The 15,642-nt window shown below is 50.1% G+C and carries 16 protein-coding genes and 1 pseudogene; 6 read left to right on the top strand and 11 right to left on the bottom strand.

Annotated features, from left to right (window positions below):
• Position 1 precedes the first annotated feature (1 nt).
• Positions 2 to 973 carry a PLP-dependent cysteine synthase family protein gene (locus J6J28_RS00275; protein ID WP_301719252.1) on the bottom strand — a complete coding sequence of 324 codons (972 nt, stop codon included), beginning with the start codon at positions 971 to 973 and terminating at the stop codon, positions 2 to 4.
• Positions 974 to 1,118: 145 nt separating this feature from the next.
• Here J6J28_RS00275 and J6J28_RS00270 point away from each other — a divergent pair, with 145 nt between their 5' ends.
• Together J6J28_RS00270 and ltaE are read left to right on the top strand one after the other, a co-directional pair.
• Complete coding sequence (locus J6J28_RS00270) at positions 1,119 to 1,712, top strand: hypothetical protein (RefSeq protein WP_301719251.1); 594 nt, start codon at positions 1,119 to 1,121, stop codon at positions 1,710 to 1,712.
• 9 nt (positions 1,713 to 1,721) lie between these two features.
• A complete protein-coding gene (gene ltaE, locus J6J28_RS00265) occupies positions 1,722 to 2,735 on the top strand; it encodes a low-specificity L-threonine aldolase (protein ID WP_301719250.1) in 1,014 nt (337 codons plus the stop codon).
• Here ltaE and J6J28_RS00260 read toward each other — a convergent pair.
• Positions 2,721 to 4,256 (bottom strand): YifB family Mg chelatase-like AAA ATPase, encoded by a 1,536-nt coding sequence (locus tag J6J28_RS00260; protein ID WP_301720776.1) that lies wholly within the window; start codon positions 4,254 to 4,256, stop codon positions 2,721 to 2,723. The genes ltaE and J6J28_RS00260 overlap by 15 nt on opposite strands.
• A gap of 350 nt (positions 4,257 to 4,606) precedes the next feature.
• Between J6J28_RS00260 and J6J28_RS00255 the strand changes: the two genes are divergently transcribed.
• Complete coding sequence (locus tag J6J28_RS00255) at positions 4,607 to 5,365, top strand: hypothetical protein (protein WP_301719249.1); 759 nt, start codon at positions 4,607 to 4,609, stop codon at positions 5,363 to 5,365.
• A gap of 45 nt (positions 5,366 to 5,410) precedes the next feature.
• Positions 5,411 to 5,512 (top strand): annotated as a pseudogene (locus J6J28_RS00250) (integrase core domain-containing protein); the annotation flags it as partial.
• Here the strand turns inward: J6J28_RS00250 and J6J28_RS00245 are convergent.
• From J6J28_RS00245 to J6J28_RS00215, 7 genes are all read right to left on the bottom strand, one after another.
• Positions 5,484 to 5,726 carry a type II toxin-antitoxin system RelE/ParE family toxin gene (locus J6J28_RS00245; RefSeq protein ID WP_418055169.1) on the bottom strand — a complete coding sequence of 81 codons (243 nt, stop codon included), beginning with the start codon at positions 5,724 to 5,726 and terminating at the stop codon, positions 5,484 to 5,486. The pseudogene J6J28_RS00250 and the gene J6J28_RS00245 sit on opposite strands and share 29 nt — an antisense overlap.
• Positions 5,727 to 5,728: 2 nt before the next feature.
• Entirely contained in the window at positions 5,729 to 6,001 is a 273-nt protein-coding gene (locus J6J28_RS00240) for a CopG family ribbon-helix-helix protein (protein ID WP_301719246.1), read from the bottom strand.
• A 343-nt stretch (positions 6,002 to 6,344) separates the two neighbouring features.
• Positions 6,345 to 6,773 (bottom strand): hypothetical protein, encoded by a 429-nt coding sequence (locus tag J6J28_RS00235; protein ID WP_301719245.1) that lies wholly within the window; start codon positions 6,771 to 6,773, stop codon positions 6,345 to 6,347.
• 180 nt (positions 6,774 to 6,953) lie between these two features.
• On the bottom strand, positions 6,954 to 7,088 hold the full coding sequence (locus J6J28_RS00230) for a hypothetical protein (RefSeq protein ID WP_301719244.1): 135 nt from the start codon (positions 7,086 to 7,088) through the stop codon (positions 6,954 to 6,956).
• Positions 7,089 to 7,095: 7 nt separating this feature from the next.
• A complete protein-coding gene (locus J6J28_RS00225) occupies positions 7,096 to 7,803 on the bottom strand; it encodes a hypothetical protein (protein ID WP_301719243.1) in 708 nt (235 codons plus the stop codon).
• A gap of 13 nt (positions 7,804 to 7,816) precedes the next feature.
• Positions 7,817 to 8,752 carry a hypothetical protein gene (locus J6J28_RS00220; protein WP_301719242.1) on the bottom strand — a complete coding sequence of 312 codons (936 nt, stop codon included), beginning with the start codon at positions 8,750 to 8,752 and terminating at the stop codon, positions 7,817 to 7,819.
• A gap of 339 nt (positions 8,753 to 9,091) precedes the next feature.
• A complete protein-coding gene (locus J6J28_RS00215) occupies positions 9,092 to 9,835 on the bottom strand; it encodes a ferredoxin--NADP reductase (protein ID WP_301719241.1) in 744 nt (247 codons plus the stop codon).
• A gap of 92 nt (positions 9,836 to 9,927) precedes the next feature.
• Here J6J28_RS00215 and J6J28_RS00210 point away from each other — a divergent pair, with 92 nt between their 5' ends.
• Positions 9,928 to 10,605 carry a hypothetical protein gene (locus J6J28_RS00210; RefSeq protein ID WP_301719240.1) on the top strand — a complete coding sequence of 226 codons (678 nt, stop codon included), beginning with the start codon at positions 9,928 to 9,930 and terminating at the stop codon, positions 10,603 to 10,605.
• Here J6J28_RS00210 and J6J28_RS00205 read toward each other — a convergent pair.
• Entirely contained in the window at positions 10,602 to 10,847 is a 246-nt protein-coding gene (locus tag J6J28_RS00205; protein WP_301719237.1) for an accessory factor UbiK family protein, read from the bottom strand. The two genes, J6J28_RS00210 and J6J28_RS00205, sit on opposite strands and share 4 nt — an antisense overlap.
• Positions 10,848 to 10,964: 117 nt before the next feature.
• Between J6J28_RS00205 and rep the strand changes: the two genes are divergently transcribed.
• Entirely contained in the window at positions 10,965 to 12,974 is a 2,010-nt protein-coding gene (gene rep / locus J6J28_RS00200; protein WP_301719236.1) for a DNA helicase Rep, read from the top strand.
• On the opposite strand, the gene J6J28_RS00195 is transcribed toward rep, so the two are convergent.
• Positions 12,967 to 15,525: a sensor domain-containing phosphodiesterase gene (locus J6J28_RS00195; RefSeq protein WP_301719234.1), complete on the bottom strand. Its 2,559-nt coding sequence runs from the start codon at positions 15,523 to 15,525 to the stop codon at positions 12,967 to 12,969. The genes rep and J6J28_RS00195 overlap by 8 nt on opposite strands.
• Between the last annotated feature and the right edge of the window lie 117 nt (positions 15,526 to 15,642).

Here is a 15,642-nt window from a genome sequence, read left to right as displayed (position 1 = left end):
CTTACTCCTCCAGCAGATTTTGAGCGGCCATCCACTCATCATTGTATAGTTTCGAGAGGTAACGATTGCCGGTATCACAGGCTAAAGTTACGACACGTTTCGGTTCGGTTTGGTCGCGGCAATAACGTAGTGCCGCAGTGATCAGCGTGCCACTTGAAGACCCCACCATAACGCCCTCTTTGACCAGCAGTTGCCGGGCCGTTTGGAAGGCATCTTTATCGCTTACGGCATAGGCTTTGTTGGCGAGCTTGATTTCACAAATATCTGGAATAAAGTCTTCGCCAATGCCTTCTACCAACCAGCTTCCGGCTTCTACGGTTTCATCGCGATTGACCAAAGGTTCGAGAATCGAGCCTTCCGGATCCGCCAGCACCAAATCCACATCCGGGTTTTGTTCACGTAAATAACGACCGACGCCAGTTAAGGTACCACCTGAGCCTACCCCACAAACGAACGCATCAAGATTGCCTTCCATCTGATTCCAGATCTCAGGACCTGTGGTCTCATAATGTGCAGTCACATTGGCGTCGTTGGTAAACTGGTTCACGTAGAAGTAGCCGTGCTCTTTAGCTAAACGCGCAGCGACATCCTGATAATATTCCGGATGCCCTTTTTGCACGTCCGAGCGGGTGCGCAGCACCTCCGCGCCCATAGCTTTAAGGTTATTCACTTTCTCAGATGACATTTTATCAGGCATCACGATTTGTAACGGATAGCCTTTACTTGCGGCAACCAAAGCCAGACCTAAACCGGTATTGCCCGCAGTGGCCTCGATGATCGTCATGCCCGGTTTTAAATCACCAGACTGCTCGGCCGCTTCGATCATACTGACCGCAATTCTGTCTTTAATCGAACCGCCCGGGTTTAAGTTTTCTAATTTTAAATACAACTCACAGGGGCCGGTATCGATATTGCTGACTTTGACCATTGGCGTGTTGCCAATCATTTCCAATACGTTTTGATAAACTCGCATGCTGTGATTCCCATTCAATCTTTAAGTTGCGGCATTATCGCACGATGCACACTGATGATGCCAATTTGTGCCTGTTCTTTCATCATGCTTTTTCGCATAAGTTATGGCACATTATGAGCACACACTCTTAAGTTAGGATAGTTGCATGTCAACTTCATCACAGTTTTTCCGTCCTTTGATTATCCTTGGCAGCCTGATCGGTATCACCGCGTGTCAGCCCCAGGCTGCGGATCCACAGGACGCCTTTATGGCTAAATTTACCCCCTATTGCGGCAACGCTTACGCCGCTGAAATCGTTGCGGATAATCAACCGAGCGAAACCTGGCAGCAGGATCTCGTCGTCCACATCCGTGATTGCGAAGCGAATGTTATCCGTATGCCTTTGCACGTCGGTGAAGATCGCTCCCGCACCTGGGTGCTGACCCGGACCACCGATGGCATCGACTTCCAGCACATTCATTTACATGAAGATGGCACGCCGGACGCGGTGTCGCCTTATGGTGGCCAGACCGTGGCCATTGGCAGTCCTGATATGCAGGCCTTCCCGGTGGATGAGGCAAGTAAAGCGTTGTTTATCGAAAATGGTCTTGATGTCTCCACCGCCAATACCTGGATCATTTCCTTCGAAGACGAAACCATGTATTACGAGCTTACCCGTCCGGGTCGCGAGTTTGTGGTGGCCGTTGATTTATCTCAACCTGTCACCGAGCCGCCTGCGGCTTGGGGCTATGCGAAATAGGAGCGCAACGTGGTACTCGATTTACGCAGTGATACCGTGACGCAACCGACCGCCGCCATGCGCGATGCCATGGCGGCCGCGCCGGTTGGGGATGATGTGTTCGGCGACGACCCGACTATTAATGCCTTACAGGAACGTGTTGCCGCAATGACCGGCAAAGAATCGGCGCTGATTGCCGCCAGCGGCACGCAAACCAACTTACTGGCGCTATTGAGTCACTGCCAGCGCGGTGAGGAGTATCTAGTCGGTCAGGAATACCATACCTATCGCTACGAAGCCGGCGGTGCTGCCGTGCTTGGTGGCATAGTGCCGCAACCCTTCGAAGTCGAAGCCGACGGTACTTTAGATCTCGCCAAGGTAGAGCAGCGCATTAAGCCCGACGACCCGCACTTCCCTATCACTCGGCTGCTGGCACTGGAAAACACCCATACCGGAAAGCTTATTCCGCAAGCGTACATGGAGCGCGCGCGAAAGCTGGTGGAAAAGCACGGTCTGAAACTGCATTTAGATGGTGCGCGTATCGCTAATGCTGCGGTCGCCAGTGGTCTTTCTCTGGCAGAGTTGGCAGCGCCATTTGATAGCGTTTCAATTTGCTTCTCCAAAGGTCTGGGTACACCGATTGGCTCGGTGCTGGTTGGCGATCGCGCATTTATTGCCCGTGCTCACCGGTGGCGTAAAATGCTGGGTGGCGGTATGCGCCAGGCCGGAATTGTAGCCGCTGCTATGGATTATGCCCTCGATCATCATATCGAGCGTCTCGCCGACGACCACGTCAATGCCGAAAAGCTTGCCGCAGGCCTGAGTCAGCTCGATGGCCTCGATGTTGAGCCGGCGCAAACTAATATGGTCTACGTCAATTTTGCCTCTGCAGACAGGGCCAAAAAAGTAAGTGAGTACTTACGCAAGCACGACATCATCGTTGGTACAGCGCAACGCATGCGATTGGTGACCCACCTTGGTATTCCGGCCACGACCATCGACCAAATCGTCAGCAGCTTCGCTAACGCGTTAAAGGTCCTGTAATTGCTGCAACAGGCGGTCCAGAGCCCGATAGCTTAAGGCTTCGGCGAGGTGGGTTTTGCTGATGTGCTCAGCGCCCGCCGCATCGGCTATGGTGCGGGCAAGCCTTAACACCCGATGATAAGCTCGGTGCGATAAGTTAAAGCGTTCGATGGCGGAGACCAAAAAACCGTGGTCTTCGTCACTGAGCCGACAAACATCGGCAAGTTGCGCGGTTTCCAGCTCTGAGTTTAAGCACTTTTGACGTTTCAACTGCAACCCGCGAACCGCCTCGACCTGTTCGCGCAACAATGGCGTTTGCGGTTCCTGTTGCTGATGCTGTTGTTGCAACACAGCGGGTTGCCGGGGAACCGAGACCTGCATATCAATGCGATCTAACAGCGGGCCGGAAAGTTTCCCCAGGTAACGCGTGATCTGATCCGGGCTGGCGCGCGCACTCGCCAGGGTGCCATCAAAATGTCCGCAGGGAGACGGATTCAACGCACACACTAACTGAAACTGCGCCGGAAACTTGGCTTGATAGCCCGCGCGACTAATTGAAACCTGCCCGGACTCCAGGGGCTCACGCAGCGAGTCCAGTACATGCCGGGAAAATTCGGGTAACTCATCTAAGAACAACAAAGCCTTATGAGCCAATGAAATTTCGCCCGGCTGCGGCGGTGAGCCTCCGCCCACTAAGGCCGCGGCCGAACAGGAATGGTGCGGCGCCCGCATACTTCGTTGCAACCAACTCTGTGGGGTTGCGGCGCGGTGTTCGTAGCCCGCGACACTGCGTACTGCAGCAACTTCCAGACCTTCCTCGTCGCTTAACGGTGGCAACAATCCGAGCAACCGTTGGGCCAGCATGGTTTTACCGGTGCCCGGTGGTCCGACAAATAATAAATGATGTCCACCCATCGCAGCCAGTACTAAAGCTCGCTTGGCTTGCTCCTGACCGATGACATCGGCAAGATCACCGCCCGGGTAAACATAGCTGGTCTCGGCTACCGGCTTCACCGGTGGCAGTCGATGAGGCCCCGACAAATGTTCGACGACATCACGCAGGCTCTCGCCCACCACACATTGTTGCTCCCGAATGACCTGTGCCTCTGCCAGGTTATCCAGTGGAATGACCGCCTCCCGGCCTTCCCGCCGACACGCCAGTAACGCTGGCAACATGCCCTCTACCCCGCGCAATTCACCATTGAGCGTCAGCTCACCGTAAAACTCCCGCGATACCACCGAACTCTCGCTTAACTGACCATCGGCAGCGAGAATGCCCATGGCAATAGCCAGATCGTAACGCGCGCCATGCTTAGGTAAATCGGCTGGTGCTAAATTGACGGTGATCTTGCTGCCCCGGGGAAAGTTAAATTCACTCGCCTGAATAGCTGAGCGCACCCGGTCACGCGCCTCCCTCACTCCCGCCTGCGGCATCCCAACGACCGTAAAGGCCGGCAACCCCGCCGCCAGGCACACTTCAACCGTCACCAAGGGTGCTTCCATGCCATACAATGCCCGGGTAAACACCCGCGCCAAACTAATCGATCCCATCGTCACTCCTTTGACCGTCGCCCGCAGGCACACTCCATCAAACAAGTATAACGATGTCTCTCGAATGAAACGTCATCAGAGCGACTGATTTAGCTGTACGCCATCATCGTTTGGTTTGTAAATCGTAAAATCGGGGATTACAACCATTCCACTACAGATACGCAAGAGAACGCTCCTATGCGAAGCTCGCTCAAAAAAATGGTCGTCCCATTAAAAGTATCTTTGAAAGTTGACAAATCCACACACCGTTCTTATTTTTTTTAACTTAAATGCTACATTTTTGAAAATCAGCTTTACTACCTTTAACGCTTAAATTACATGAGCAATGAGGATTATCCATAATGAAGTTACCACTTATATCATTATTACTAATTGCATTACTGTCATCACTAGGGACTGTTCCTGTCAATGCTAAAGAAAGACCAAGACCAGATCCAGGTGCAGAAGTAATGCTCCTTGTGGCATCGACGGTGGGTCTCTCACGAGACGAGCTTAACCGAGCTTTTAAAGTCATATCAGACTTTCAATCTCGTAAATTTACCCTCTCGGAACTTGATTCACTTTCAGATGATGACGTACTTGCCAAAATTAACTTCGCAACAGAGCCTTACGCGAGTCTCGACAGCCAGCAATTAATGTTAGTTGCTAAGCGCTATGAAATTGAAACTGAATTGTTGGCTGATCGAGCTGGTGTTGATGTTGAGAAGTTTCGCCAGTTTTATCGAACTTTTGATAGGACATTGACGCTCGCTCTGCGTCTAAATCGCTACGTTTCAGCAAAGCAGAATACTATATCCTCGACTGATTCCTCACTCAGCTATTTTGATGAGGATGACTTCGACGGCCCGCTTATAGATTGCGACCGTTCTTGCGAGGCGGTTCAAGAGAAAGTTTGGGACGATTTCATAGACCAGCTAAATATAGTCGGTGATATGCAGGACTGGGAGAATCAACAAAATGACGAGCAACCAATAGGAACCGTCGCCCGCATTGTTGATAGTGAATCAGGAAACTTCATTGAAGTCAGAAAGCAGTTTAGTACCGTTTCCTGGGTACCATTAACAGGCGGTTCGGACTGTGGAGCTGCAGCTTGCATTTGAATCTTAGCTAGTCGAGTACTCATTTTTCAATCGAGCAAAACTAAAGGCGTTCGCTTGAGCTTCATTCAGCCAGGGAAGCCGACACAGAATGTGTTTGTGGAAAGCCTGAACGGCAAATTCAGGAACGAGTGTCTGAGCCAACACTGGTGTCAACAACAAGGTCAAAGACGACATCCCGCACGGCTCCTACTTCAGGCGCTTGCGTGACCGGTGTGCCAAGGTGTGGAAAGCTTTTTAGTAAACTCAGCTTTTCGATAAGTTGCGCTGCAGTCTCTGCTGCTGCATGAGGGTTATGGACTGCAATGAATGCTTCTAAGCGCTGTAAATCCTGAATGGCCACGTCCGTGTAAACCAAGTTCATTTTCATTCAAGCGGTCCTTTTTTATCTTCCTCTCCTTCAGTGCCCCAGCTTGCCAACCAATCGTGGACTGTATCACCGGGAACAACATTCCCTTGCGCGGCAAATTCCATCGCTTGCAACGTCTCGTTCCACCGTTGCTGTTCTAGTTTCCGCTTTTCAATGAATTCAGATAGCGCCTGCTTGATCACCCATCCCTTGGAGCGATGCAGTTTATCAGCGATAGCCTGAACCTCTTGTTCAATATCGTCTTGTAAACGCACGGTAGTTACACCCATAAGTCCGACCTACTTTTGACTACAATGTTATACATTGTGGTGGAATAGAGTTTAATCGCCAGAGCTGGTGTCCACTTTTGTCGTTAAACGGTCTCTCAAAGTACGAAAATTTTTAGGAAAGTCTTAACAGCAACACCTTTAAGCCGTGGCTAAACCTAGCTTTAACGGTTTACCACAGTACCCATGACTGCCGTTTTGGACATACGAGCATGCCCGAAGGACGGAAGGCAGGATGCCAGTTCTGCCATGTGGCGCGTTCGCTGTTCCAATACTGGCCTGAACAAACATGTCTGTAACATATTTGAACATCGCTTGCGATGGCCGGAGGGACGAGAAAAGCTCGTTACATCGCTTTTTCATCCTTGGCATTTATAAAACTACTCAAATCACTTATTTGTAAACGCTTAGGACAGAGCTCAAGCTGCCCCTCTGGGTGATAGGCGATATCGATCTCAACACGATAATCCTGATTTAACGGTAAACAACCGACGGAAAGATAGCGTTGCTCCCACAATTCAACACTTAGCTTTGATACCGCAACAAGTTTATCTTGGGCCGTCGAGTATATGGAAACCGTAGAAATTACATTGCTTAATAACTTTCCGTCTCGCTTAAAAGCTGGGGTTTCAATTTCCACAATTGAACACATCGCTCGATAGTTTTCGCCCAAAGCTTCGACGCGCACCTCCACACCTTCAAGATGAGTCTGCGCTGGTAAAACGGGTGACATCGAGATCAAGCATAGCGCCGAAACAGGCAATAATATTTTCAATTAGTGTCCTCCATTCTGAGGCCTAAATGTCACCCAACGCCCCATTTTGCAGTCCTTGCCAACCATTTTAATTTACCAGATAAGGGACTGAGGGAGCCGTAACAGGTTGATTTAACGGGTTTGCTAATTTTTGTCCAAATGAGCTCGTCCCTTTTGAACCCGTCTCGCAAGAGTAAAGCTTTACAGGTTGTTTACGATCGCTAACTCGCCTTCGAGCCAAATATAGCTTTTCACATGCGAGCCGTCTTTGGTTTCACTCAGCAGTTCGCCGCTTTGGCCATACAAAAAGTGGCACTCCGCGGTCAGCGATCCCACGATAAGCTCAATATGCAAGACGGCATTGCTTTTTTAGCAAACTAATAAACAGTTCTCTGTGGGCCATATCTTTTAGCAAGCGAATACGGTATTCCTGCTCGTCACCCGCCTCATCTTTGGCTAGTATACAAAGTATATCGCCATGCGAATCCAACTCAATAACACCGACCCAACTGCGCTTTTGTTCAACTTTCAGCAGACTCTGAAAAGGCACTACTACCTTTCCTGTTTGCACACCATCAAGCTCGACCGTTTCATCTCTAAATTCAGCAGAATTAAAGATTGCTGGGATCAACGTAGCGAAGTAGATATAGAAAACAAGAAGGATAGGTATCGGCAGTAGTAGTAACGGCGATGGTTCCTTCACAGAATAAAGCATCAACAGGTATATCGGTGTTGCGAGAGAACAAACCATCATGCCTTGAATAAGCCGATTACGTCTGGCTTTGGGGGTCATAGACACGAACTTAGTCGCGACCACTTTTGTTCTTGCTGGCTCGTTCAGCACCAGCTTTCGGGATAATTGTGAGACAATGAACACTGCCGCGAGTATTGCTAACAGGAATCCTGTACTGGGTATGTTCGCGTAGGGCGCGTCGTTGGATGGACCTTTGAGCATCGGCGGTAACATAACAAGGCCAACTATCACCACCGCTGCGCCAACAATTATTCGATAAATTACCTTCCTAGTGGCAGGATTCTTTAAACTAAACATAAAAGTATTTCCTTTAAATCGGAAAACAAATAACGTGGGAAGTGGGGTCTGAGAATGGGCTACTAGTGGTTGCTGTTCTGCAACGATATAGCTGGTCCCATGCAAGATCAACTAGGGGATTACTGTCAGGAGTCGTTACAGTTCCCGGTGCTACACTGCCGCCACCCTGGTTTTGGTCGTCGTCATTACGCTCCAACTCACACGCTTCTAGCTCAAACTGGGTTTGGTTAAATGACGCAAGGCACACATCTATTCTTGATCGAAAGCTGTTGTGAGACGCAGCAACTGCGCTCATTCCAACAGCGCAGGTCGCCCCGCCTGTAAGAGCGCATCCAGCGATAGCGGCCATAAACGTAGCTAAATCTGTATAACGTTCACTTCTTGAGCATTGCTCAAGGGTTGCTGAGCCATCATAGGGATAAGCGCTACGAGCTCCTACAACAGAACAAAAAGCAGAAGTTTGCGTAGTCAAAGTCTGCTCAAATGAATCTATACCTATATGTGGAGGACACGGCATTCCTGGACGAACTTCTACATGGCAGAATGGGTCTGTCGGGGCTTCTGTCTGAGAAATATACGGATGATGATTGGCGTAACTTGAGAGAACATTGGTTGCATCTTCTGTCATGTTGAATTGCGACGGGACTCCAAACATTCCAGGTTGGATACTATTGGTCTCGGGATTGAAGTACACGATGTCATCTGTGGATTGATTTAAAACAAAGAAACTTCCGTCGTCAAACGTAACCGTGATCAGCTCATTCGCGTAATCAAGATTCACGATAAAAGAACTAGCTTCTTCATCCACGTTAATGAACCTAAATTGACCATGATGATCGATATATGAAAAGCCGTGCGGTGACGTATCCATAGTATCCTGAAACGCCTCAGCCTTACCGACAAGTAGAGCATAAGCAATAGTCAACATTAGAAGAAAAAACAACCTCATAGCGAATTAACTCCTACCCCAAGAAAAAGTGCGATAGTAATAATTTAAAATTAATTAAACTTTTTATACATTTTACAAACAAAACACTCAAGCTTTAATTAATAATATTTATACAATTCCCTGAGTACCAGCGTGAAGGATGTTCAATATTCTGTGTCAACGAAGTTTTCATAAGTCGAGGTAGTCATCCAGTCGATCTTAGAAGTGGGTGGGCGGCTGGATTCGTAGCTCATATTTGGATGACGTGGTTGTGGCTGCAAGCTCGTTGCTCGCCAGTCAAGCGAGCTATATTGTCGCCTTAGCAACTGTTGACGATAGCTTGGCTAAACGCGATGTGGCTTACCAGTAATGTTCCACAGTCACGTTGCCCGGCTTGCGACGCAGGTTTTTTGGCAGGCCTTTGTCGGCGAGTACTTGCTTGGCGTCGCGGATCATCTCGGGGTTGCCACATAACATGACCTGCGCGTTTTCGTTGAGCTCATCGCCCAGAGCAGCTTCCAGCTGGCCGTCGACAATAAGGGATGGAATTCGACCACGCAGCGCGCCGGTGGCGTCTTCGCGGCTTACCACAGGCTGATAATGAAGTTGCCCGGGATGGGCAGCAACCCAATCCAGTATTTGTTGCTGATAGGCTAAGTCAGCCTCGTATCGCACCGCATGAATCAGATGGATCCGCGCAAAACGTTCGTATGGAATCGTGGTCGTCAGCATAGACAGATAAGGGCCAATGCCGGTACCCGTAGAAATCAGCCACAAGCTCTCGCCTTCCGGCACTTCATTCAGGGTAAAGAAGCCAGTTGGAGGCTGACTGACTTCGATCGACTGGCCGGCGCGTAAATCATGCAGCCGCGGTGAGAAATCGCCGTCATGCACACGGTTCACCAGAAAATCGAGGATCGGATCATCGGGACCATTGACCAGTGAATACGCACGCTGAATGCGCTGCTCCTCAGTGTGCAAGCCTAAGCGCACAAACTGCCCGGCGATAAACTCAAACGGCTTAGGTACCCGCACCCGTAAGCTGAATAACTCATTGTTCCACGCATGATTCTCAATCACTTCGCCAGTCATCCACTGTGCCATGGGTACCACCTTTCAAATTAATAAATTGACGTCACTAACCTTATGCTAGCATTACTGGTAGAGTACGCGTTTCTTAACTACAGGGCTAGGTTATGGTCAGCAAATTCTACTTTTTGGCGTTCGTCTTTCTGCTTGCTGTGGCAGGTTGCAGTGATGCCTCTGATAACCAGCAACCGCAAGAGCCTGTGCTGCGTTACAGCCAGCTGAAAGTTTGTGAGTTTGCCGAAAATCTAGCTCAGCTTGATGTCTCAGCGCCAAGTGCAAAACAGCTTCGTTTCCTGAATGAACAGTGGCGCACGCTGCAACAGGATAATGCATTACGCCCCGCCGAAGCTGAACACCTGCAACACGTCATGAGCGCCCTCAATTACCATTTAGCTCGGGACTCGTTAGCACGAATTCAAGAGGTGCTCGCTCATACTGAGCGAACCTATGAACAAATCGAAGGATTGCGCCGCTTTAGTTCGAATCCGAAAGAAATGAAAGTGCCCGACTCGATTATCCGTAATCTGCGCAATGCTGTGCAGGATTGCTGTGCAGACGCGTTAAGCCGTAACGCCAGCGCACTGCTGCGCGAAGATGAAGAATCTGCGCGGTACGCGATTGGCCGCCGTGCCTATTTTATCCAACGCGACGTGAATCGTATTCTCAATAATGAGCTGACGTTCACTGCCTATCGTGAACGCCTGCAACAAGCAGCTGCGGAGCTTCCTGACGCACCGGCGCCGATCGATGTCTCCGCATCCTGGGTAACGTGCCGCTCGACTTAAAGCTCTTTATCTTGCTGCAATGCCTGCACTTGTTTTTCCAGCTCTTCAACACGCTGGCGTAAGCGCAATAACAGTTGTTGCTGGATATCCAGCTCTTCATGAGTGACAACGTCCAGCTTACTCAGCTGCTGTTGCAGGATTTGTTTGGTTCGCTGCTCCATGCTTCCGGCAAAATCCTTCATGCCAGCTGGGATGCTGTCATTGATTTGCTTGGCGATATCTTCAATTTTCTTCGCGTCCATCTCAAACTCCTTGGGCGAATTAGGGAATAGTCTTTTAGCTTAGCAGGAGTTTACGGTAAAATCTGCTCTTCAGTTCGCTGCTACAGCGCCATTTTCCCTCACTTTAACAGGACAATCATGCAGTTAAATCCTCGCCAACAAGAAGCAGTCGAAGCCATCGGTGGTCCGGTGCTGGTACTCGCTGGCGCGGGCAGTGGCAAAACGCGCGTGATTACCGAGAAAATTGCTTACCTGATCACCCGCTGTCAGTATCAGGCTCGTCATATAGCCGCCGTGACCTTTACCAATAAAGCCGCACGCGAAATGAAAGAGCGCATCGGTAAGACGCTGGGGCGCCATCAGATCCGTGGTTTAACCGTATCGACGTTTCATACCCTGGGGCTGAGTATTATCCGCAAAGAGGTCAAACATCTTGGTCTCAAGTCTGGTTTTTCACTGTTTGACGACCAGGACAGCTTTGCCTTACTTAAAGCCCTTACCGAACCTGAACTGGACGGCGATAAAGACACTCTGAAACGGCTCCAGAGCCAAATTGGTAACTGGAAAAATGCCATGTGGACACCACAACAAGCGCTGTCCCATGCAAAGACACCAGATGAAGAAGAATTTGCCGAGTTTTACCGTCGCTACCAGCAAAATATGCGCGCCTGCAATGCCTTAGATTTTGATGATCTTATCTTGCTGCCGACGCAACTGCTGGCCAGCGACCCGGCCGTCCGCGAACGTTGGCAGAAGAAGTTCCAATACTTATTGGTTGATGAATATCAGGATACCAATACCTCGCAGTATCAGCTGGTCAAGTTACTGGTTGGCGAGCGTGCGCGCTTCACTGTGGTAGGCGATGACGATCAGTCCATCTATTCCTGGCGCGGCGCGCAACCGCAGAACCTGGCACTTTTGCAACAAGACTTTCCCCAGCTGCAGGTGATTAAGCTTGAGCAAAATTATCGCTCCCATGGTCGTATTCTTAAGTCAGCGAATATTCTGATTGAGAACAATCCTCACGTATTTGAGAAAAAGCTGTTCTCAGAAATGGAGTACGGGGTGCCGCTGCGGGTGATTTATGGCCGTAATGAAGAGCATGAGGCAGAGCGTGTGGTTGCTGAAATTGTACGGCGCCGCTTTTTAGAGCGCACCCCCTACTCCCATTTTGCGGTGCTGTACCGCGGCAACCACCAGTCGCGCATTTTTGAAAAAGCCTTGCTGACCAACCGAATTCCGTACCGCATGACCGGTGGCCAAAGCTTTTTTGCCCGGGCCGAAGTCAAAGACATCATGGCCTACCTGCGCTTGCTCATGAACCCGACCGATGACACGGCCTTTATTCGGGTCGTCAATGTCCCTAAGCGAGGTATTGGTCCGCATACGGTGGAGCGCATCGGCGAACTGGCCCACGAGTTACACACCAGTTTGCTGGAAGCCGCACAGCATCAAGCGTTAAAAACACGGTTAGGAAGCCGCGAGTATCAATCGGTACAGCTGTTTACTCACCTGATCAGCCAAACCGCACGGCGTTGCGATCATAGTCCCGAGGTGATGCCAGCACTTTACCATCTGATCAAAGAAATCGGCTATGAGGAATGGCTGTACGAAGCCAGCCCCAGCCAGAGCGCGGCGGAAATGCGTTACAAGAACATCAGTGAACTGCTGCGCTGGGTCGGGGAAATGCTCAAGGGTGACGACGACCACGAACCGTTAAACTTTGAACAAGCCGTCGCCAAGTTATGTTTACGCGACTTAATGTCGCGTCATGAAGAAGAAGAGTTTGGCGACCAGGTGCAACTGATGACCCTGCACGCCTCCAAAGGTCTGGAATTTCCGCATGTTTTTCTGGTGGGCATGGAAGAAGGCTTATTACCTCACCAATCGAGCATCGACGACAATATGGTCGAGGAAGAACGCCGGCTGGCTTATGTCGGTATTACCCGCGCCCAGCAGTCATTAATCTTTACCATGGCGAAAGAACGCCGCCAATATGGTGATGTACTCAGACCGGAGCCGAGCCGTTTCTTGTTTGAGTTACCGCAAGATGACCTGGAATGGGAAGGTAAAACGCCAATTACGCCTGAACGGGAAGAAGAATCACGCAACGATGGCTTGTCGATGTTGCGGAATGCGCTTAAATAGCTTCTTGCTTTTGTTTTGTTTCAACCCACACGGGTTCACCCAGTTGCTTGCCAACGCCAATCTGTACCCCTGCGTCCCGTAACGCCTGCAACTGTTCTTTGCTATCAATGCCGGCAGCTGCAATGGTGATCGACAGTTCGTTACACAGGTTGACGACGTTTCTGACCATCACTCCCGCGCGTTCGCTATTTGCCGTTTCTTCGACAAAGCGGGGATCCAGTTTCACGTGGGTGAACGGATAATTCAGCAAGTACTGTAAAGCTCCTGAGCTACGGCCGAATTCATTCAGGGCTAGCCCAACACCGGCATCAGCCAGGGTTTTGAGGGCAGTAAGCTGACGTTTTGAATTATCGCTCAGCTCCGTCTCGCTGAACTCGAAGACCAGTTGCTTAGGCGATACGCCGGCGCTTTTGATAATGCCCAGCAGAGCTTTGACATCGGCCAACTTGTACAGGTGTTTGGTAGATAGACTTACATAAATGGGGACGTTGCTCTTGCCCTCACAGAGGATTTCGCAGCAACGGGTCAGCATCCAGTGATCGAGCGACAAAATCATGCCGGTCTTTTCGGCCACGTTCAGGAAACTTTGTGCCGTCAGCAACTGATCACCGCGCTGCCAGCGCACCAGCACCTCACGCGCCTTGGGCTTACCGTCGACTAACGAAACAAGGTCGAACTGCTGGAGCAGGAAGTCCTGATCAAACTGCGCATGCCGCAGCTCGCTCTCACGATGTAATGACGCCACCAGATCTTTATGGATACTCTCGTCGAACACTACGAAGCGGCCACGGCCCATGCCTTTGGCCTGATACATAGCCGCATCAGCGTCCCGCAATAAGCGTTCTGCTGAATCATTGCGCGATTTGCATTCTGCGATACCCACACTGGCACCGGAATAGTGTTCAGTCTCACCAAACTCAAAAGGTTGACGCATATGCTCGATGATCCGCGAAGCAACATCTTTGGCATCATCTATGTGGTGAATAAGATTCAGTAAAATAACGAATTCATCTCCACCTAAGCGCGCCACAGTATCATTGTCACGCACGCACTCACCGATACGCCGGCTGGCCTCAAGCAAAAATTCATCGCCCGCCGAGTGGCCCAACGAGTCATTGATATCCTTAAAGCGATCGAGATCGACAAACAACACGGCAAAGTTATGGCTGGGGAAACGGCGCTTTTGATTGAGTGCCTGCTGCAAACGCTCGGTAAACATAGAGCGGTTCGGAAGGCCTGTTAACGCATCATGATGCGCATCGTAGAAAAGTTTTTCTTCGATCTTCTTACGGCGCTCGATTTCGTTGACCAGCTCTTCGGTGCGCTCGGCAACCTTTTTCTCGAGGAAGGCATTCACCCGGCGCACTTCATCAGCATTACGGCGTCGCTCAATCGCTACAGCGACGTGCTGAGAAACAAAGTTCAGCAGTTCAAGGTCGTCTTGTTTGTAGCTCACATCGCCATTATAGGTCTGTACTGAGAGTACGCCGATAACCTCGTCGTCCACTAACAGAGGTGATCCTAGCCATTGTTTGGGTCGGGTTCCATAATATCTGATGGGGCCCTCGACCTTGCCTGCTGCGACGAGTTGTTCATAAGCCTGCTCATCAATAAAGACCGCTTTCCGGGTCGAAATGACATACTCCGTCATACCTTTGCCCAAGGGGCGTCGATCGACTAACTGGCTGTCACGTTCATCCACGTAATAGGGAAACCGGATATGTTTGCGGTCGTCATCGAGCAAGGCGACGAAAAAGTTGTCATTGTTCATCAGCAAGCCAATTTGCCGATGTAACTGAGTAAAGAAGTTGTCCATGCTCTCGGAGGTATTGGTCAGTTCAGAAATACCGTACAGCACAGCAGAGAGTTTTTCGGCGCGTTTGCGCTCAGCGACCTGCTCTTCAAGATTTGCATTTATGTCGCGCAGATTAGCCGTTTGCCGATCGATTTCCTCGCGCATAAACTCACGCTGACGAATCCGCTCCAGGGCGTTAACGATGTGCTGAGAAACGAACATGAAGAGCTCTTTATCGGCACGGGTATAGCCATCACCATCCGTGTAGCTTTGTACCACCATGGCCCCGATAACGCGCTCGCCGCTACAAAGTGGTACCCCTAGCCAATCGATCGGTGGCGAGCCTAAATCAGAGACTTCGCCTGACTCGACCAAGGCACTGAAATTTTCTTCATTGAGCAAAAAGGGTTGGGCTTTACGAATCACATAACCTGTCAGACCTTTTCGCAAGACTTCCGCGGGAAATTGCTCGTTACTTGGCACATCGTCGTATTCATCGGCGAAGTACACAAATTTTACGGTGTCTTGTTGTTGGTCGAACAAGCAGACGAAAAAGTTTCTGGCCACCATAAGTTCATCGATAATGGCATGCAGAGCGGGATAGAACTCTGACATATCGCGTGCGGATGAGGCAAGTTCAGAGATTCGGAAGAGTGCTTTTTGGACAACTTCGGACTGCCGGTACTTTAGAGCGATGCTTTTCAGACGTACTACTGCCTTGCGCAAGCGCGCAATGTCGCGAGAATCTGTAGACAACTGATGTTGGTTTGGCATCGGCTTTGAAAAGCTCTAGTTGGTTATTTTTTCGTCGTTTATTGAGTTTTTGTATGCTTTTTTGTGAACGAACTTGCAATCGATTATATCTTTACATTC

It is taken from the genome of Pseudidiomarina terrestris (assembly GCF_030466375.1).
GTDB lineage: Bacteria > Pseudomonadota > Gammaproteobacteria > Enterobacterales > Alteromonadaceae > Pseudidiomarina > Pseudidiomarina terrestris.
Note: the sequence above shows the minus strand (reverse complement) of the source record. Positions and strands in the feature narration are given on the sequence as shown.